This is a genomic window from Chryseobacterium sp. 2987 (assembly GCF_031456375.1).
GTDB lineage: Bacteria > Bacteroidota > Bacteroidia > Flavobacteriales > Weeksellaceae > Chryseobacterium > Chryseobacterium vaccae.
The window spans coordinates 114,879-134,421 of the sequence record NZ_JAVDUN010000005.1 but is presented as its reverse complement, the minus strand read 5'-3'; the positions used below and the strand labels follow the sequence as shown (position 1 = coordinate 134,421).

General features: G+C 36.5%; 21 protein-coding genes. 10 read left to right on the top strand and 11 right to left on the bottom strand.

The genetic code is table 11. From position 1 onward, the window contains the following. Window positions 1-4: 4 nt before the first annotated feature. From J2Y40_RS16050 to pdhA, 9 genes are all read right to left on the bottom strand, one after another. Complete coding sequence (locus J2Y40_RS16050) at window positions 5-1,834, bottom strand: S8 family serine peptidase (RefSeq protein ID WP_310000056.1); 1,830 nt, start codon at window positions 1,832-1,834, stop codon at window positions 5-7. Then, window positions 1,824-2,627, bottom strand: coding sequence for a hypothetical protein (locus J2Y40_RS16045; protein WP_310000055.1), 804 nt, complete (start codon window positions 2,625-2,627; stop codon window positions 1,824-1,826). The genes J2Y40_RS16050 and J2Y40_RS16045 overlap by 11 nt, the downstream gene beginning before the upstream one ends. Window positions 2,628-2,891: 264 nt before the next feature. Next, entirely contained in the window at window positions 2,892-3,758 is an 867-nt protein-coding gene (locus J2Y40_RS16040) for a hypothetical protein (RefSeq protein WP_153391915.1), read from the bottom strand. After that, window positions 3,755-4,432 (bottom strand): RadC family protein, encoded by a 678-nt coding sequence (radC, locus tag J2Y40_RS16035; RefSeq protein WP_153391913.1) that lies wholly within the window; start codon window positions 4,430-4,432, stop codon window positions 3,755-3,757. The genes J2Y40_RS16040 and radC overlap by 4 nt, the downstream gene beginning before the upstream one ends. 33 nt (window positions 4,433-4,465) lie before the next feature. Next, window positions 4,466-5,044, bottom strand: coding sequence for a murein L,D-transpeptidase catalytic domain-containing protein (locus J2Y40_RS16030; protein WP_231128613.1), 579 nt, complete (start codon window positions 5,042-5,044; stop codon window positions 4,466-4,468). Window positions 5,045-5,058: 14 nt separating this feature from the next. Next, the gene (locus J2Y40_RS16025; RefSeq protein WP_153391911.1) at window positions 5,059-5,727 is read right to left on the bottom strand and encodes an ABC transporter ATP-binding protein; all 669 of its coding nucleotides are present in this window, start codon (window positions 5,725-5,727) and stop codon (window positions 5,059-5,061) included. Window positions 5,728-5,813: 86 nt separating this feature from the next. Then, window positions 5,814-6,302 (bottom strand): TlpA disulfide reductase family protein, encoded by a 489-nt coding sequence (locus J2Y40_RS16020; protein WP_153391909.1) that lies wholly within the window; start codon window positions 6,300-6,302, stop codon window positions 5,814-5,816. 125 nt (window positions 6,303-6,427) lie between these two features. Then, complete coding sequence (locus tag J2Y40_RS16015) at window positions 6,428-8,032, bottom strand: pyruvate dehydrogenase complex dihydrolipoamide acetyltransferase (RefSeq protein WP_153391907.1); 1,605 nt, start codon at window positions 8,030-8,032, stop codon at window positions 6,428-6,430. An 84-nt stretch (window positions 8,033-8,116) separates the two neighbouring features. Beyond that, a complete protein-coding gene (gene pdhA / locus J2Y40_RS16010) occupies window positions 8,117-9,118 on the bottom strand; it encodes a pyruvate dehydrogenase (acetyl-transferring) E1 component subunit alpha (protein WP_153391905.1) in 1,002 nt (333 codons plus the stop codon). 125 nt (window positions 9,119-9,243) lie between these two features. Here pdhA and J2Y40_RS16005 point away from each other — a divergent pair, with 125 nt between their 5' ends. Together J2Y40_RS16005 and J2Y40_RS16000 are read left to right on the top strand one after the other, a co-directional pair. Then, window positions 9,244-9,846: a phosphatase PAP2 family protein gene (locus tag J2Y40_RS16005; RefSeq protein WP_153391903.1), complete on the top strand. Its 603-nt coding sequence runs from the start codon at window positions 9,244-9,246 to the stop codon at window positions 9,844-9,846. Window positions 9,847-9,854: 8 nt separating this feature from the next. Beyond that, the gene (locus J2Y40_RS16000) at window positions 9,855-10,349 is read left to right on the top strand and encodes a BlaI/MecI/CopY family transcriptional regulator (protein ID WP_153391901.1); all 495 of its coding nucleotides are present in this window, start codon (window positions 9,855-9,857) and stop codon (window positions 10,347-10,349) included. Between the two features lie 123 nt (window positions 10,350-10,472). Here J2Y40_RS16000 and J2Y40_RS15995 read toward each other — a convergent pair whose 3' ends face one another. Beyond that, on the bottom strand, window positions 10,473-10,826 hold the full coding sequence (locus J2Y40_RS15995; RefSeq protein ID WP_027375202.1) for an RNA-binding protein: 354 nt from the start codon (window positions 10,824-10,826) through the stop codon (window positions 10,473-10,475). A gap of 250 nt (window positions 10,827-11,076) precedes the next feature. Between J2Y40_RS15995 and J2Y40_RS15990 the strand changes: the two genes are divergently transcribed. From J2Y40_RS15990 to J2Y40_RS15960, 7 genes are all read left to right on the top strand, one after another. Then, entirely contained in the window at window positions 11,077-11,631 is a 555-nt protein-coding gene (locus J2Y40_RS15990; protein WP_153391899.1) for a DUF2975 domain-containing protein, read from the top strand. A 3-nt stretch (window positions 11,632-11,634) separates the two neighbouring features. Beyond that, the gene (locus tag J2Y40_RS15985; RefSeq protein ID WP_153391897.1) at window positions 11,635-11,838 is read left to right on the top strand and encodes a helix-turn-helix transcriptional regulator; all 204 of its coding nucleotides are present in this window, start codon (window positions 11,635-11,637) and stop codon (window positions 11,836-11,838) included. 113 nt (window positions 11,839-11,951) lie between these two features. Next, complete coding sequence (locus J2Y40_RS15980; protein WP_153391896.1) at window positions 11,952-12,365, top strand: DUF6157 family protein; 414 nt, start codon at window positions 11,952-11,954, stop codon at window positions 12,363-12,365. A gap of 96 nt (window positions 12,366-12,461) precedes the next feature. Then, window positions 12,462-12,854 (top strand): acyl-CoA thioesterase, encoded by a 393-nt coding sequence (locus J2Y40_RS15975; protein ID WP_062699151.1) that lies wholly within the window; start codon window positions 12,462-12,464, stop codon window positions 12,852-12,854. Next, a complete protein-coding gene (locus tag J2Y40_RS15970) occupies window positions 12,851-13,411 on the top strand; it encodes an AraC family transcriptional regulator (protein WP_153391894.1) in 561 nt (186 codons plus the stop codon). The genes J2Y40_RS15975 and J2Y40_RS15970 overlap by 4 nt, the downstream gene beginning before the upstream one ends. A gap of 232 nt (window positions 13,412-13,643) precedes the next feature. Beyond that, the gene (locus J2Y40_RS15965; protein WP_310000040.1) at window positions 13,644-16,511 is read left to right on the top strand and encodes a heavy metal translocating P-type ATPase; all 2,868 of its coding nucleotides are present in this window, start codon (window positions 13,644-13,646) and stop codon (window positions 16,509-16,511) included. Between the two features lie 31 nt (window positions 16,512-16,542). Beyond that, a complete protein-coding gene (locus tag J2Y40_RS15960; protein WP_310000038.1) occupies window positions 16,543-17,277 on the top strand; it encodes a DUF72 domain-containing protein in 735 nt (244 codons plus the stop codon). Window positions 17,278-17,300: 23 nt separating this feature from the next. On the opposite strand, the gene J2Y40_RS15955 is transcribed toward J2Y40_RS15960, so the two are convergent. After that, window positions 17,301-18,125, bottom strand: a complete 825-nt coding sequence (locus J2Y40_RS15955) for a carboxypeptidase-like regulatory domain-containing protein (protein WP_310000036.1) — start codon at window positions 18,123-18,125, stop codon at window positions 17,301-17,303. Between the two features lie 469 nt (window positions 18,126-18,594). On the opposite strand from J2Y40_RS15955, the gene J2Y40_RS15950 reads away from it, so the two are divergent. Continuing rightward, window positions 18,595-19,461, top strand: coding sequence for a polysaccharide deacetylase family protein (locus J2Y40_RS15950; protein ID WP_153391886.1), 867 nt, complete (start codon window positions 18,595-18,597; stop codon window positions 19,459-19,461). Window positions 19,462-19,543 lie beyond the last annotated feature (82 nt).

Below are 19,543 nucleotides of genomic sequence, written 5' to 3'. Positions count from 1 at the left end.
TTAGTTATTTTTTAATAATTTTCTTATTGACTTTTTCTTTACCTGAACTCAGTTCAACCAAATAGGAGCCTTGTTTTAATTCGCTTATATCAAACCCGTTACGTACAATACCTAATACGGATAGATTCGGTTTATTGATGACCAGTCTTCCCGAAAGATCATAAACTGCTACAGATATTTTTTCGCCAGCACTGATCTTTTCCAGGTTTTTAAAGTAAATAAGTCCTGATGACGGATTAGGATACACTTCAACAGCCAAAAGGTTACTTTCTGCGATCTGCACATCTGATAATTTGCTGTTTCGTTCTGTTTCAGAAGCTTTAGTGGCCACCGGTGCGAAGGTATAACATGAATTATCGCCAATATAAAGGTAATTTGATTTCCCAGGATCCGGTGCCAATACAACATTATTTTCCAGAAGGATATAGTCTTTTGCTTTAATGGTAATTTCAGATTGGTTTACAAATGACTGATCTTTTATTCTTACTTTCTGAGGAGAATTAATCAGCTCAAAACTATATCGGTTAAAATCTCTTCCTGAAACCAGCATCTCACCGCCGTTTACCGGATTCATCTGCCAGGCCAGTTTAGTTGATTTTCCCGCATCAATTCTACCCGCTCCCATTCTTCCGACGTATGGAAGGTTCTCCGGAATGGTATCAAGATCGGATGCTCCTAATTTCAGAATAGACTCTACTTCATCTGCATTCAAACAATTATTAGCTGAAAATAATAAGGCCACAACACCTGATATCTGCGGGGCTGATAAAGAAGTTCCCCACGCGCCTCCATAAGAAGTGTCACTTTCTGCAGTTGCTCCCAGAACATTATATCCTGAAGCATACACATCCACTTTATCGTTCACTCTGTTAATGGTTGCAGGATCTCCGATGTTATGTTCTACTCGATCTTTCCAGATCATCGGAATATTGTTGTAAGTAAAGCCTACATCTTCATGTCCCACGGTAGAAACACTGATCACATGATTGTAACTTGCAGGATATACATAAGTGAAAGGACCTCCACAGGTAGATGAATTTCCTGCCGCTGCAATAACTACTGTTCCATTAGCATATATTTCATCAATAACGCTTTGTTCAATAGTACTTGGTGCACAATATCCGTTATGCCAGCTGGCATTAACTACTCTTGCTCCTTTTTTTGATAATTCCAATAATCCGTTAACACTATTGTTCATTTTATAAAGTACAGTAGAGTTAAACCCGGTTCCAGGGATTCCCTTACCATTATCGGTATTTGCCGCAGCGTGGCTTGCTACTGCTGTTCCATGAGAATCCGGATAGGTATAAGTATCCAGGCTGGTTACTTTTCCTACAAGATCTTCGTGGGTAAGCCTGATAGGGGTATCACATATTCCTATTTTAATATTAGGATCTCCATGAGTGTAATCCCAGGCATTTGTTATATTGATGAGATCAAGACTTTTGCGGGGAGCTGAGCTTCCAATGGGATAATGATAATCATTCGGGGTATATAAAATTTCCGGTTTACGGGTTTCTTCTATCAGAGGAAAATATCTACTGAATTGCTTTAAATCCTCGAAAACTTCACTTTTATTAACCTCCAGCAGATATATTCTCTGCAGAAATGGGGTAACTGCCAGGGGAAAAGCTTTTTCAAATTTATAGATTTCATATTTCGATAAAACTTGTGTAACAGATCTGTCGGTATGTTCTAAAAACAGGTTTTTACCATTGCTTTTTATTTTGGGAACATTATCGTTGTTTGCAATTTCTATATAGTAGGCTTTATTTTGAGCAAAAGATAAGGCGGACCATAAAGAAAATGCAGCAATTAATACTTTATTTTTCATATTGCTGTACTTTATTTTTTAATTCCTTGATCTCTTTACTCTGCTGAATCATATATAGTGTTAATTCTTCTACTTTTTTAAGCAGGAGAATATTCATTTCTTTCAGCTCCACCCCGTTTTTGATAGCTTCTTCTGTAGTAGGTACCTCCGGAAGGTGGCCGTTTTCACTGATGAACTTATCCAATTCATTCAATGGCATCAGTTTATAGTCTTTTTCGAAGACATAATCTGCCCAGCCGTTGTCTGCTGCAATGTCAACCTTTATTTTTTCAGTTCTGATTCCGTTTTTCACAAATAATCTGTAATCGTTACAGTCAGAACAGTTGAAAGTAAGACTTGAAGGTCCTAAAACCATTTTACCGTTTGCTTTCAATGATAAGATACTTTCAAAAGGACCGTTAAGGCTTGTTATTCCTGAGACATCAAAAATCCCTGGATTATTGGGCTGATATTCCTTGTACGACAGCCACACCAAAGAAGAGCCATTCCCAACATTGGCTCCGTGATTCAGTACCTGAAATGTATCAGAAGTGGTGGTGGAAATGAATTGGGACCTGCCCATTGCCTTAAAAATGTAGTTAGGATCAGGAGCTGTATTGATTCCTATGCTTCCTTTCGCATGAATTCTCATCCGCTCAGTACTCATTGTTTTTATAACCAGATCCTGCTCATCTCTTGTTCCGATATATTCTTTACCCGGAGAGGTTCCTAAATTTCCTAGTAGATTCCATGTTGATTGGGCATTTGAGAATGCAGCCATAGCAATAGCCGCCAAAATGAATGTTTTTTTCATGATGATTAAATTTAAGTTTTATGGTTTATTTAGCTTTTTTACACCATGAATATACAACTATTTACCTTACAAAAACTTTGTAAGAGAAAAAAATCACAAATTTGTGAGGATTAAGCTATGAAATAATAAATTCGGATACCCTCTTAAACAAGAAAATATATACATTTAATTTTCAATGAGTTAAAAAAAATTATCTCTACTGAAAAAATTTAACGAGCAGAAACAGGCTTATAGGTCTGAGTAACGTCCTGCGTTCAAAATTGTCTAATAAAACCTTTTAAGAAATTTATTTTCAATAACACCATATTCATGAAGTTCTGCTCCAAAACTTTTGAAAAAAACCTGAATTCCCCGGATATTGCTTCCCATGAAATTGAATGATTTTTCATGAATATACAGATTCAGAATTCTGTCGATTACAAAAGAAGCCCCATTTTCATTTTTATATTTTTCATCATTGACCAAACTTAGCAAAGAAAACTGTTCTTTGTCTGAAACTAAAACAGCCAGGCTGATTAATATATCATTAAAAAATGCCCCGCAGAGCTTAAGGGAATTATTTTCGGAAAGAAAGAACAGATAATTTTTAAGTTTCTGCCAATCCGATTCTTTGGAAAGTCCTTTTAAATTACTGCGAAAAAAAAGAATGCTCTGGTCATTAAGCTCGATTTCCTTATAATGAAGGTGCTGAGCCATTTTAGCGGTAGATTTTCTTCCTTTAAAGTATTTTTTTCTTCTTAACAGGACATAGTCAGAAATGGGAATAATGTAATTTTTTCTTTTTTCCGGCTCCGATGAAAATGTATTATGCTGATTAAATGAATAGAGAAAAAGAATATATTTCTTTTTTAAAAACTGTAAAAACAGATCATTGATTCCTGAATCATCAGCTTTTGAAAAAACCCCAAGCTGCTGACAGAAAAGTGGCATATTAACGAAATTAATTCCTACTTTTCGATCTATATGAACAGGCATTACCGCTTCATAATCTCCATAAACCAGGACATGCCAGCTGCCTGAAAGCTGATCTAAAATTTCCTTTCTGGCATACCAGTTTCTCTGTTCAGAATTTTCCAGGCATTTTGTATATTTTACGAAATCAATCTCGTTATATTTCACTCTTCTAATCATAATAATCCATCATCTGAGAAACTAAAGTATGAGTTCTGCGTAATAATAATGTGGTCTAAAAGCTGGATGCTCAGTATTTTCCCAGCCTCTTTTATTTTTTGTGTAATATGTAAGTCTTCTTTGCTGGGCTTCAGGCTTCCTGAAGGATGATTGTGCGCGATAATAATCCCTGTTGAAAAATGATCCAGAGCGGTCTTGAATAATATTCTTACATCTACGATAGACTGGCTTATGCCTCCTTGAGTCAGCTGGGCAATATGAATGACTTTGTTGCTCTGGTTAAGAAATATTCCCCAAAACTCTTCGGTTCTCAGATCTGACAGCTGATTTTTTAATAAAAGATAGGCATCATTACTATTTACAACCACGGCTCTTTCCGGAATATCCTGAACAGCTCTTCTTCTCCCGATCTCTAGGGCTGCGATAATAGAAATGGCTTTAGCCTCTCCTATCCCTTTGAACTTCATCAATTCTTTGGTAGAAAGCTGACTTAGCTGATGCCAGCTGTTGTTTACTGAAGAAAGAATCTTTCTTGCCAGTTCTACAGCCGTTTCATCTTTACTTCCGCTTCCCATAATAATAGCCAGTAATTCAGAATCAGAAAGTGAATTTCGGCCTTTCAGCAAAAATTTCTCTCTGGGTCTGTCATCTTCGGCAAGAAGTTTTATGGGCATTTTTTTAGGGTATAAATGATGAGTTATAGATTGTTAATAGAAAGCGTATAAAATAACCGGATATTTAGATTGATCAAGGTATTTTGCAGTCTCATTGAAAGCATTTACCGAGAGCATGGGACAGCCTAAGCTTAAACAGGCCGGAGATGATGATTCTTTATCCGGAACACATCCCAGTGAGTGTAATACAATTGCCCGTTCCATAGCTCTGCTGTTGGAAGCATCGAGACCGTTCATCCTGTAAGCTTTACCGAATTTTCCGTTATAGCTCTGCAGAATTTCATATTTTCCAAGGGAAGATTGATAGGATCCTTCCGTATTACTGAATACTAAAGCCTCTGAATTCCGTACTACAGAACCGGAACCGTGAGAAACGATTGCTTTCTGTAGTATTTTATTGTTTTTCAGGTCATACACAAAATAACGGTATTGTCCTGAATAGGTTTTAAAGTTGATAAAAACCGCGATATCCTGATTGTAATTTTTGCCCTTCAGAAAACTTTTAATTTCCAGAATCTTTTCTTTCGGAATACCTCCGGAAACGGGAGTTCCCTGCGACTCAAATTTAGCACAGGAAATGATAAAAAGAAATAGGAATATCAATTTTTTCATTATCAAAAGCAGGTTTATTCTATGATCATACCGTCTTTCATCACCAATTTCCGGTCTGTAATTTCAGCAAGACCCGGGTTATGGGTGACAATCACAAAAGTCTGGTTGTATTTATCTCTAAGGTCAAAAAATAACCGGTGAAGATCATCGGCATTCTTTGAATCCAGATTTCCGGTAGGCTCATCGGCAAAAATAATCTTCGGTGAATTGATCAAAGCTCTGGCAACAGCAACCCTCTGTGCTTCTCCTCCTGATAACTGATTAGGCTTGTGATGAAGCCTTTGCTCTATCCTAAGATCTTCAAATAAGGCGTATGCTTTTTCAAGGGCTTCTTTCTCATTTGCTCCTCCTATTTTTGTTGGAAGCAGAACATTTTCTAATGCAGTAAATTCCGGAAGAAGCTGGTGAAACTGAAATACAAAACCAATGTTCTGATTTCTGAATTTAGAAAGCTGCTTATCATTCATATTAATGAAAGATTCTCCTGCAATAGAAATTTCTGTATTGTATTTATTGGAATTGGTTGGAAGATCCAGTGTTCCAAGAATCTGCAAAAGTGTAGATTTTCCTGCTCCTGATTCTCCAACGATAGACACCACTTCACCTGTTTTAATGTGGATATCAACTCCTTTCAGTACTTCTAAATTCCCATATGATTTATGGATATTCCTTGCTCTAATCATGATTCAAAAATAGTGAATAAACATAAATATACGAAATGTTTCAAAGCAAACATTCTAATTTATTTTTGATGAGATTGAAGTGAATATTATCTTAATAATTCATCAACCTTCTTTATCATTTCTTTAAATTCTGCTTCATTAAAGCCAACAGAACTAAACACCACTTTCCCGTCTTTATCCATGATATAGTTTCTGGGAATATATTCTTTGGCAAAAAGAGAATAAGCAGATCTGTCTTCATCCGGATAAATAGGCAGCTGAAACCCTTTTTTTGCCTTAAATTCTGCTATTTCACTTTGAGAATGCTCACGTCCAATGATAAGTAAGGAGAACCTTTTATCATTCTTATATTTTTCCCAAATCTCTGTCTGTAAATGAGGAAGCTCAAGCATACAGGGTTTGCACCATGTTGCAAAAAAATTGATCAGAACAACTTTCCCTTTCAGATCAGATGATCTTATCATTCCTTCTTCACTTTTAATCGTAAAACTAGGAATGACCTGGCCTACTTTAATTTCCTGAGCCAATAAAACCATATTGAGAAGGAGAGATGCAATAAGGATGAACTTTTTCATTTTTGTTTTTTCAATAACTAAATATAATAAGTATTCCTCAAATAACATGGAAATAAAATATCATTTAGCAACTATAAAAAAAAGCCTCCCGGATTGGGAGGCTTCACTATTTTCAGTTTAGAAAATTACAGTAACAAAGTTAATGGGCTTTCTAAATATGTTCTTAATGTCTGTAAGAATTGAGCACCGGTAGCACCGTCCACTACTCTGTGGTCACATGCCAATGAAAGCTTCATGGTGTTTCCTACAACAATCTGACCGTCTTTAACAATCGGTTTTTCAATGATTGCTCCTACTGAAAGGATTGCAGAGTTCGGTTGGTTGATGATGCTTGTAAATGTTTCAATTCCGAACATTCCTAAGTTGGAAATAGAGAATGTGGAACCTTCCATTTCATTTGCTTTAAGACCTTTGCTTTTCGCTCTTGAAGCCATATCTTTTACTGCTGCAGAGATCTGAGTGTAGTTCATCTGATCTGTATTCTTCAATACAGGAACCACTAATCCGTCCGGAATAGCTACAGCTACACCGATATTGATATTTCCTCTGTGGATGATCTTGTCTCCTGCCCAGCTTGAATTTACCTGCGGATGTTTTCTTAAAGCAATTGCAGTTGCCTTAATAATCATATCATTGAAAGAAATTTTGGTATCAGGAATAGAGTTGATCTCTTTTCTCGCCTCAATAGCTTTATCCATATTGATCTCTACCATCAGATAGTAGTGAGGTGCAGAGAACTTACTTTCAGCAAGACGTTTTGCAATAATGCTTCTTACCTGTGAGTTTGGTGTCTCCGTATCTTCACCCTGAACAAAGCTTACAGCAACCTGAGCAGCAGCACTTGCAGCCGGAGCTGACGCAGCTGTTTTCGCAGCAGGCTGATAATTTTCAACATCTTTTTTAACGATTCTTCCGTTTTCTCCTGAACCCTGGATATCGTGGATGTCCACTCCTTTATCCTGAGCCATTTTCTTAGCTAAAGGAGAAATTGCTACCCTGTCAGAAGAGGATGAACTTACAGCCGGAGCTGCTTTTTCCTCAGCTTTAGCTTCAGTTTTTTGTTCGGCAGGTTTTTCTGATGATTGGGAAGCTGCTTTTGGAGCTCCTACACCTGAAACATCTGTTCCTGCAGGACCGATAATTGCTAAAACGGAATCAACCGGAGCTGCTCCGCCTTCTTCTACACCTTGCTTCAATAATATTCCGTTGAATTCGGATTCAAAATCCTGTACTGCTTTATCAGTTTCGATTTCCGCAAGAAGATCACCTTCTTTTACAGTATCGCCTACATTTTTATGCCACTTAGCTACTTTACCTTCTGTCATTGTATCAGACAGTCTTGGCATAGTAATCACTTCTACCCCAGCCGGAACTTCTGCTACAGTCTGCTCAGCAGATGCAGGAGTTTCTGTTTTAGGCTCTTCTGATTTTTTTTCTTCGGAGCCAGCACTGGGAGTAGCTGTTCCTCCCGTTAATCCTGAAATATCTTCTCCTTCATTTCCGATAATAGCCAAAACAGAGTCTACAGCAGCTGCACCGCCTTCTTCTACTCCTATGTATAAAAGAGTTCCTTCTACTTCAGATTCGAAATCCTGAACAGCTTTATCTGTTTCAATTTCAGCTAAAATATCTCCTTCTTTTACCTTATCACCTACTTTTTTATGCCATTTCGCCACTTTACCTTCCGTCATAGTGTCGGAAAGGCGGGGCATCGTAATTACTTCTGCCATAATCTATATTGATTTGAGATTCGAGATTTGAGATTTGAGAATTCGGAAATTTCAAACTTCAAATTTCAAATTAATTTTTATTTATTAATTTTCTAATTTATCTAAGAATGGATAATCTTCCTGAGCATACACATACTCATAGATTTTTTCAGCATCCGGATATGGAGAATTTTCCATAAATTCGATACATTCTTCAACAAAATCTCTTGACTTGTTATCCATAGTCTCCAACTCTTCTTCTGTAGCCCATCCGTTAGCCAAAATTCTCTGTTTTACCAGTTCGATAGGATCATCATTCTTATGAACCGCTACTTCTTCTTTAGAACGGTAAGGTTCAGCATCAGACATAGAGTGTCCTCTGTAACGGTATGTTCTTGCTTCAATGAATGTAGGTCCGTCTCCTCTTCTTGCTCTTTCTATCGCTTCATAAGCAGCTTCAGCCACTTTTTCAGGATCCATTGCATCTACTGCAAGACAAGGCATTTCATATCCAAGACCCAGTTTATAAATATCTTCGTGGTTGGCTGTTCTTTTTACAGAAGTTCCCATTGCATATTGGTTGTTCTCTACAACAAATACTACAGGAAGCTTCCAGTTCATTGCCATATTAAATGTTTCATGTAAAGACCCCTGTCTGGCAGCACCATCTCCGAAGAAACAGATATTCACCGCTTTTCTGTCAAAATATTTATCTGCAAAAGCAATACCTGCTCCCAAAGGAATCTGTCCACCTACAATACCATGACCTCCGTAGAAACGGTGCTCTTTGCTGAAAATGTGCATAGAACCACCCATACCTCCTGATGTTCCGGTAGCTTTACCGCAAAGTTCAGCCATGATTCTCTTAGGATCTACGCCCATCGCCATTGGATGGATGTGACATCTGTAAGCTGTAATCATACTGTCCTTCGTTAAATCCATTGCATGCGTGAAGCCGGCAGGAATAGCTTCCTGGCCGTTATACAAATGTAAAAAACCTCTGATCTTTTGTTTTAGATAAAGAGAACGGCATTTGTCTTCAAACCTTCTCCACATAGTCATATCTTCATACCACTTCAGGTATACCTCTTTAGAAAATTCTTTCATGTGATAGCTCTTGCTTATTTATGATGAAATATTTGAGCAAAATTATAAAAAAAACTTTGTTTTTATCGTATACATACTAATTGTTTTTTTGCTTATAGTGTTATATTTGAATTTTAAACTTAAACATGGAAGAAAAACAGCCGTCATTGGTACATAAAATTTCAAAAGTCATCTCTGATTTTTTCAACCCTTTAGTTTCTCTGTTTATTTTCTACCTTTATATGAGTGTAAGAGAATATTCACTTAAAGATTCTCTGTTTTATTTTGTTCCTATTCTTTTAATGACTATTATTCCTGTCATTATCTGGCTGATCTGGAATGTAAAAACAGGAAGATACACCAATATGGATGTATCTGACCGTGTACAAAGGAAAACTTTATATATATTTGTAGCAGGCTGTCTAATGAGTTATCTTATTTTTCACTATATAAGGAATGGATACATCGATCTGGTTATGCTGTTTATTCTGATCCTTCTCATCACCATGCAGATCAGTAATTTTTTCATTAAAAGTTCCATGCATACTTCTTTCAATATATTTGTGGCTGCCTTATTTTTTACACTAGACTGGAAGATGGGCCTTGTCTGGCTGGGCATCGCCACACTGGTAGGAATTACAAGAATTATATTAAAAAGACATACAATAAAAGAAGTATTTATGGGGGCCGGAATAGCATTTCTGGTATCTTTTGTTTATCTTTATTGCGATATACAATTTCAACATTAAGAACATCTATGAAAATTAATCATCTTACGTCTGCGGAAGAGAACTTTATGAAACTGTTTTGGAAGCTGGAATCTTTTTACCTGAAAGACGTTATGGAGCAGCATCCTGAGCCTAAACCTCATCAAAATACGGCTTCTACTTATTTAAAAATACTTGTTGAAAAAGGGTATCTTACTACAGAAAAAGAAGGCAGAATATTCAAATATTCCGTGATTGTTCCTATGGAAGAATACAGGAAATTTTTACTGAAAGAACTTGCTCATCATTTTTTCAATGATTCCGGAAAGGAAATTCTTGAGTTTTTATTTAACGAAAATTTAATCTCACAAAATGACCTGAAGGGTTATTTTGACCTTAAAATAGAAATAAAGCCAGCCAAAGCTGAAGAACCTAAATTTGAAATTGCTGAAGAAGTACTCAATCCTAAAAAAGGGAAGAAAGGAAAGGAAAAAGAGAAAAGCAAGGATAGTAAAGAGAAGAAGAAAAAGAAGAAAAAAGATTAATCTCTCTATATAATGTAGGTTCGCGGAAGGAGTGTTGACAATCAGTTAGTTTTTTGACCGAGCTAAATCCAACCATTTAAAAACAGACATAAAAAAAGCGGCTTAAAAAAGCCGCTTATATTTTTACCAACGATTTCCGCCTCCGCCACGGTTGTTGTTACCATAGCCTCCGCCTCTGTTGTTGTTATTTCCGTAACCTCCGCCTCTGTTGTTGTCGAAGCTTCTTCTTGGCTTTTCTTCTCTTGGCTTAGCCTCAGATACGTTCAAAGTTTTTCCGTTGAATTCTTTCTGATTAAGAGCCTCAATTGCCTGCTTTCCTTCTTCATCACCCATTTCGATGAAACCAAAACCTCTTGAACGGCCAGTTTCTCTGTCAGTAACGATTTTAGCTGATGATACGTCACCGAATTCTGCAAATAGATCATGCAACTCATATTCTTTAGTTGCGTAATTGATGTTTGAAACAAAAATGTTCATTTTAAATAAAATTAAAAAATTAATAAAAATTTGGGTATATAAAAGAAAAACAACATAAATTAATGAACAAATATTGATTCCAAATATAAACGTATGCAAGATACAATTAAAAATTTCAAATCAAAGCTTTTTTTACAGTGTTTCTCACATTATGTTGAATTCAAAAATATAATTAATTGAAAAAAGAAAAATATTTATTGTTTTTCAATAAATATTTACCGATATTTGTTTTCATAAATTTTTCTTAAATATGAAAACAATGGAAACCAACACTAAACGAGTTCTTTCGATCATGAATGTTATTTCATGGATCGTTTTTATCGGAGCATGTATTACCGCAGGAGCATTAACCTGTTCATACATTATCACTGTAGTTAATCCCGAAGCAGCAAAAAAGCTCTATAAAGGCATTAGTTTCTACAATCTGTATCAATCTAATTCACAGCTGTATTATCAGATAATGACCACTATTATTTTCCTTGCCTGCTACAAAGCCTACCTTACCTATTTTGTGGTGAAAATTTTCCTGAAGCTCAATCTCGCAGCACCTTTTAGTGAGGATATCAGAATAATGATTACTAAAATTAGCTATGCAGCCCTTTCAATAGGTCTTATTTCCCTTATTGCCGAGTCTTATTTTTTTGATAAAGATTCTGTAACAACCGGGATTTCTCCCATTACCAATCTGTATGAATTTATAGGTTCCGGATCTGAATATCTGTTTTTCGGAGGAATTATCTTTATCATTGCCCAGGTATTTAAAAGAGGAATTGAACTTCAGTCTGAAAATGAATTAACCATATAAGTTATGCCGATTATTGTAAATTTAGATGTCATCATGGCCAAAAGAAAAATGTCACTGAACGAACTTTCGGAAAAAGTAGATCTTACACTCTCCAATCTTTCTATTCTGAAAACCGGAAAGGCAAAAGCCATAAGATTCAGTACTCTTGAAGCCATCTGCAAAGCCCTCGAATGCCAGCCCGGAGACATCCTGGAATATAAGGAATAAGAAATCATACCCTGAAAGAGGGAAGCATGAACTTGTGATCTGAGGCCAACTACTTCCCTCCTATAATCTTATCCCAATTTAGATTATATTAGAGTCATTAAAAATCCGTTGATGTGAAACAGCATACCACCAATTACCTCAATACTCTTATTGAAACGGCGGAAGACTGCCCCGTGTCTCAGGCACAAATCCCGCCTGAAAAGAAAGAAAAAACATTAGCCAGCCTTCAGTATGGAATAATTTCCGGACATCCGTATCAGTTTTCGTCAGATGATATTATTTTTGAATGCTATGCTTTAAAGAATGATATTACTGAAAGTGAAAAAGAATCAGAAAGAATTAGGTTTTTCTCAAAAGGGCAGCCATGTCTGAGATCTTCTCCGTTAGCCAAACGCTACGGATTCGGGTTTCATCATAATAAGGAAGGAAAAGTAGCTGTTTATCCCGCAGAAAGCCAGGAATACCAGCAATTGTTAAATGACAGCTCAGTTGTTAAAGTAAAAGCAATGCGCTCCAAAAGAAAATGATTGAGAAAATGAATGGTTTTCTTCAGATCAGTAAATAGTATTTCCTTGATAAACCCGGTTTTAAACACTAAATTTGTCGTGCAAATTATTAAAGACATGAACTACCATACCAGAAAATGGGTAAAACCCGAAGACCTGAATCCCAATCATTCACTTTTTGGAGGAAGACTTCTTCAATGGATTGATGAAGAAGCTGCTCTATACGCCATCATCCAGCTGGAAAACACAAAAGTAGTTACGAAGTTTATCTCAGAGATCAATTTCGTAAGCTCTGCCAAACAGGGAGATATTATTGAAATAGGAATTGAAGCTGTACATTTCGGATCATCTTCCATTACCTTAAGATGTGATGTCCGCAACAAAATGACCCATCAGACCATTATCACCGTTGATAAAATTGTTATGGTAAACCTTGATGCTGACGGAAATCCGGCTCCTCACGGAAAAACCCAGATTGAATTTGTGAAAGACAGACTGAGCAAGCCATGAAGATCTTCATCAAGAACATGGTATGCAACAGATGTATTGCTGCCGTTGAAAAAATATTTAACGATGCCGGGACGCCGCTTCATTCAGTTATTCTTGGAGAAGCCGAAACAGAAGCTGAAATTCCAGATGGAGTTATGCATCAGATTGAAGAAAAACTGCTGGAAACAGGCTTTGAAAGGATTAAAGATTCTGCCCATCAGCTGGTTGATAAGATTAAGAACATCATCATCATCAAGATCAGCGGGATGGATATTGACGAAAACTTTCTCCTCTCTGAATATTTAAGTTCAAAACTTCATAAAGAATACAGCTCTCTTTCAAAAACTTTTTCTCAAAACGAAAATATCACGCTCGAACAGTTTTTTATCCTGCAGAAAATTGAAAAAGTCAAGGAGCTTCTGTTGTATAATGAGTTCAACCTTACGGAAATTGCAGGCAAGCTTGGTTACAAAAGTGTTCAGCACCTGTCTACACAATTCCGTACCATTACAGGCTTTACTCCTACTGAATTCAAAAAACTTAAAGATCATCACAGGAAACCGCTGGACAGCGTCTAAGTAAAAAGAAAATCTAAAATCAGATCGTTTGAGAGAGATAATATGAGTAAAATAATTATTTTAAAGGGAAAACAGTCTCACAGGCTTCCCCACTCTCTCAAATTCTTTTTCTTTTCTAAACCTATAAAACCCTCATCTCAATAACCTTTCCTAATTCTATAACTATTATCCTTAAATTTATAACAGGCTTAAGTTCCGTTTTTGGAAATTTGTACTATAAAATTCAAGGATCATGGAAAGACAATATAATATCCTCGGAATGACGTGTTCCGGCTGTCAGAAAAAAATCTCAGAAAAGCTCAACAGTGTTCACGGTGTTAAAGCCGATGTGAATCTGGAAAACAGTACAGCAACCATCACTTCCGATCACGAAATTGAGCTTTCAGCTTTAAATCAGGCTTTATCAGAAATAGGAAAATACAGACTGGAAGACCCGGAAAAACCGGAAAAGGCATTTGTAAAGCCTCAGGACAGAGTTTCCCCTTCTTCAGTATATTATTGCCCGATGGAATGTGAAGAAGATAAAGTATACTTTAAACAAGGTGAAAGATGCCCGGTTTGCAGTATGTACCTCGTACCTATTGAAGAAAAACACGCTAAAGATCCCAATCACAAACCTACTTACTCTTCATCAAACCTACCGGAAAGTTTTAAAAATAATATTGGAAAATACTATTGCCCAATGTTCTGTGAAGGGGATAAAACCTACAATTCAGATACAGGCTGCCCGGTTTGCCATATTCACCTGGAGCCCATCACTGAAGAACTGGTAAAGAATGCTTCACAACACAACCATTCACATTCGCATTCACACGACCATCATCACGGACACCATCATCATGAAGCACCGACAGTAACAGATGAAATGGCAGGAAGATACTATTGTCCGATGTACTGTGAAGGGGATAAAACCTATGACTCCAATGTAGGATGTCCCGTCTGTGGAATGGATCTGGTAAAATACCCCGAAAAAAAAACCGCAAAATACACCTGTCCGATGCATCCGGAAATCATCAGCGATGAACCGGGAAGCTGCCCTATCTGTGGAATGGACCTCGTAAGAATGCCTGACAGCGGAGACGATGAAGAGGACGAAACCTATAATATCTTAAAAAAGAAATTCTTTATTTCCCTTGCTTTTACCATTCCTGTTTTCATTCTTTCGATGGGCGGAATGTTTATTAATTTCCCTTTTTCTCATCAGATACAGGGAATTATAGAACTTATATTAACGCTGCCTGTTATGTTTTATTCAGGATGGTTCTTATTGAAAAGAGGCTGGATTTCTTTCAAAACATGGAACTTAAACATGTTCAGTCTTATTGCATTGGGGGTTGCAGCTGCTTTTATTTTCAGTATAACCGCTATTGCTTTTCCGGATATTATCCCGCATGAAATCCGTGGACATAATCATGAGATTCCATTATATTTTGAAGCGGTCTGTGTTATTTTAACATTGGTTATTTTAGGGCAGCTTATGGAAGCAGCAGCGCATAAAAAAACAGGAAATGCCATTAAAGAGCTGATGAACCTTTCACCTGATGAAGCCAATCTTATGGTGAACGGAGAGGAAAAGAAAGTTCTTCTTTCCCAGGTTAAAATCGGTGATTTATTAAAAGTAAAGCCGGGAGAAAAAATTCCGGTAGACGGAAAAATCATTGAAGGAAATTCTGTAGTGGATGAAAGTATGATTACCGGAGAGCCCGTTCCTGTAGAGAAAAATATTGATGATAAAGTTTCATCGGGAACCATCAACGGAAATCAGGTTTTTATAATGAAAGCTGAAAAAGTAGGTGATGAAACCCTTCTTTCACAAATCATTAAAATGGTTAATGAAGCCAGCCGAAGTAAGGCTCCTATTCAAAAACTAACCGATAAAGTTTCCAAAGTTTTTGTTCCGGTAGTTATTCTGATTGCGGTGCTTACATTTGTTCTATGGCAATTTTTCGGACCGGAAGGAAAAAGAAGCCTTTTCGCATTTGTTAACGCCGTAGCGGTCTTAATTGTAGCCTGTCCGTGTGCACTTGGCCTTGCAACGCCCATGTCTTTAATGGTAGGGATCGGAAAAGGAGCCAAAAACGGAATCCTGATCAAAAATGCGGAAGCCCTTGAGCAGATGAATAAAGTAAATGTTTTAATTACGGATAAAACCGGCACTCTTACAGAAGGAAAACCGTCTGTGGAATATATTGAAACAACCGGCAGTGAAGACAAAAACCAGATGATGAAACTGGCATTTTCACTGAATCAGAATTCAGAACATCCATTATCGAACGCCGTAATCAAAAGAGCAAAAGAAGAGCATATTTCTGCCGAAAAAGTGGATCATTTTAAAAATATTTCCGGAAAAGGTGTAAAAGGAAATATCAATGGAAAAACAGTTTATTTAGGAAACGAAAGCCTTCTGACCAGCCATAATCTCAGCATTCCTGAACATTTAAAGCAAAAAGCGGTAGAAGTACAGTCAAAGGCGCACACCATTTCTTATATTGCACAGGATCAAACCGTATTGGGCTTCATCAGCTTTACGGATAAGATTAAAGAAAGCTCCAAAAAAGCAGTCAGACAGCTGATGGATGAAGGAATTGATGTCATTATGATGACCGGAGATAATGAACACACAGCAAAAGCAGTTGCCGATGAGCTGGGCATCCAACATTTCAAAGCCAACTGCCTTCCTGAAGATAAATTAAACGAAGTAAAAAGACTACAGCAGCAAGGTAAGATTGTAGCCATGACCGGGGACGGAATCAACGACTCCCCTGCTTTAGCCCAGTCTGATGTTGGAATCGCTATGGGAACAGGAACTGATGTAGCCATTGAAAGCGCAGAAATCACCCTTTTGAAAGGAGATATTTTAGGAGTAGCCAAAGCAAAACTTCTGAGTGAAAAACTTCTTAAAAACATTAAAGAAAATCTATTCTTTGCATTCATCTATAATGTATTGGGAGTTCCGGTTGCGGCAGGATTATTGTATCCTTTCTTTGGAATTCTGCTGTCTCCTATGATTGCTGCAGCAGCCATGAGTTTCAGTTCTTTATCTGTGATCCTGAATTCATTAAGATTAAATTCTGTAGATCTGGATATTAAGCAGAGATAAAAACGGTTTATTAACCTCAATTTTACATCACATGAAAAAAGAAAGTCTTTACATTGGATGTTCGGGATTTTATAATAATGACTGGAAAGGGTCATTATATCCTGAAAATGCCCAAAGTAAAGACTTTCTTACTTTATATTCACAAGTCTTTAATTCGGTGGAGATCAATTCAACTTTTTACCGTAAGCCAACTGCTAAAACTCTTCTGAAATGGCATGATGAAACCCCTGATCATTTTAGATTTTTCATCAAAATCCCAAAAATCATTTCGCATGAAAAACGTCTGAAAGCATGTAAAGAAGAGATTACAGAATTCTGCAGCCATATTGCTGATCATTTAAAAGAAAAGCTTTCCGGGTTTTTATATCAGTTCCCGCCTTCTTTTAAAAATTCTCCGGAAAATCTGGACCTGATCCTCAACAATATTAATTTCGGATATATTAATGTCATTGAGTTCCGTCATCATTCCTGGTGGCAGGAAAATATCTTTACCTTATTAAAAGAACACAAGATTATTTTTTCCGGTGTCAGCTTTCCGGGCGATCTCCCGCAGGATATCATCATTAATCATCCTGAAATTCTTTATTACAGGCTTCACGGAAAACCTATCCTTTACAAATCTGAATATAGTTATAGCTTCCTTGATGGCCTTGCGGAAGAAATACTCAAAGCGGAAAAGAAAGTCTTTATATTTTTCAATAATACCTGGGGAACAGCGGCCATCAATAATGCTTTGTATTTAAAAAAGCTTTTAGAAGTGGATTAAACTAAGAAAGACATTTAGAATTTTCATTTTTCTACCAGAACATTCACATTAATGGAAGGTTCACCCGCTGAAAATTTCTTCCATTCTCCAAAATAGTTTCTGTAATAAGTATTCTTTGAAAAAGCAAAAATATTTCCAGCCAGGTAAAGCTTTCCTTTAAAATCTTCAGAAACTCTCATTGACACAAAAAAATCTTCATTAGTCCAGATTCCTTTATCACTCACATCAAGAGAAACCGTATTATTTTTAATATCGTCCTTGGTAACAGTCATTTTCAGCGTTTCATTGGCCAAAGATTCCCCCGGAAAACCATTTTCAGATTTTTGAATATCAAAGATCAATGTAACAGGCTGTTCCAATGTAAAAAAGGCCAGGTTAACATTTATCTCCTTCATCTTAACTTTTTTAGTATTCTTAACCCTTATAGCGTATTCCCTGAATAATTTTGATGGATCTTCCGAGTTATAGCCGCAGTAACTTCTCTTTGCATTTCTGGTTCCAAAATTTTTCAGAATGTATTTTTTAGGGGTAATTTCCACCTTATCTATTTCAATAGTCTTTTCTTTAAGAACAATCGTATGGTTTTCCAATGCTTCAAACGTCGAAACACTCATCTGAAAGGATTCATAACCATTCACTGCTATTTTTAAGGTTTTATTTTTTTCAATGCCCTCGAGATTGATTATGTACTTTCCTTCCCTATCTGTAACATCTCCAATATCTGTATTTTCAACTCCGATTCTTGCATCGGAAACCGGAGAACGCTTTTCAGTAACAATTGTTCCTGATATTTGTTGAGCAGATAATTTTCCTGCCGCCAACAGCAGAAGTAGGTATTTAAGTTTCATGATTTCAAAATAAGTTCCGAATATAAGAAGAATAGCATTATTCTAGCAGAATTTAAGAAATAATAACGCTGGAAGTTACTTTTAGTTACAGATACTGAAAGCCTCTGTAAAATCAAATTAGCTAAAAAGAGGGAAATCTATTATTGATGACCTTCAGAACCTCCCTCTTCCGGCTCCCAGCTTCAAACCTGTATAAAGTTTTCAATTAAAATAAATCACCAGGAAAAGAAGAATGTATTATTCATCAGAAAAAGCATTAATAGAAATATTGTCAACATCAATAAATGTTAAAAAATAAAGATAATCAAACATAAACTAAATTTTAACATTTTAGTTAAAAAACATTAAAAAGAAAACACCTTAAAATAACCTTAAAAAGCAGATTTTTAACAAATACTGGCATATATTTTGTTAACATTTACATGTTAATTTTAACGATTTTTTAACAATTTAAAATTCCATTATCTTTATGAGAAAAATTTTTGCGGAAAAGTCAGTAAACAAGACTTTTCTAGGGATGCTTGCATTGGTGAGTGCAACTTCATTTTTACTAAACAGCTGTAATTACAAAACTGATGTGAAAGAATCCCAACAGGTCATTTCACAGGAATATCCCCCCGCAGAAATAGTTCCCGGGTCTGATGAAGAAACGATAGATCCGGATAAAAGGGTCATTTATCTTACTTTTGATGACGGTCCCAATCAGGGTACAGAAAATCTCATCAGAATCCTTAATAAAAGAAATGTGTGTGCTACGGCATTTTTAGTTGGAAAACATGCTTATGGCAGCAAAAAACAGAAAGATGATATGGAACTTTTAAAAAGCAATCCATTGATTGAGCTGGCTAATCACAGTTTTACACACGCTCATAATAAATACACCGATTTTTATAAAAATGCGGATGCTGTAGTTCATGATTTTAACATTGCAAAAGACAGCCTTAAGCTTTATGATAAAATAGCAAGAACTCCGGGAAGAAATATCTGGAGGCTTAACAATATTAATGTAACAGACATCAAGAGTTCTACTGAGGCTGCCAATGGTCTCAAAAAAGCAGGATATAAAGTGATTGGATGGGATCTTGAATGGAGACCGTCTCCGCAAATGACTTTAAAAGGAAGCCATGAAGCCATGCTGAGAAAAGTAGACAGCATCTTCCTGAATGATCTGGAAAAGACTTCGAGACATCTTGTTTTCCTGACCCACGATCAATACCTCAGAGACGCAGATTCTATCAACGAGCTGGATATGTTTATTGAAAAACTACAGAAGAGCAACAAGTTTGTGTTCAGAAAAATATCACAATATCCTAAGATCAACGAGATTCTGAATTAATAGTATGATGCCTTAGAATCTAGGCATTCATCATCAACTACCCTGTACATCATCAGCTAATGTCTCTCAACTATTTTGCAGA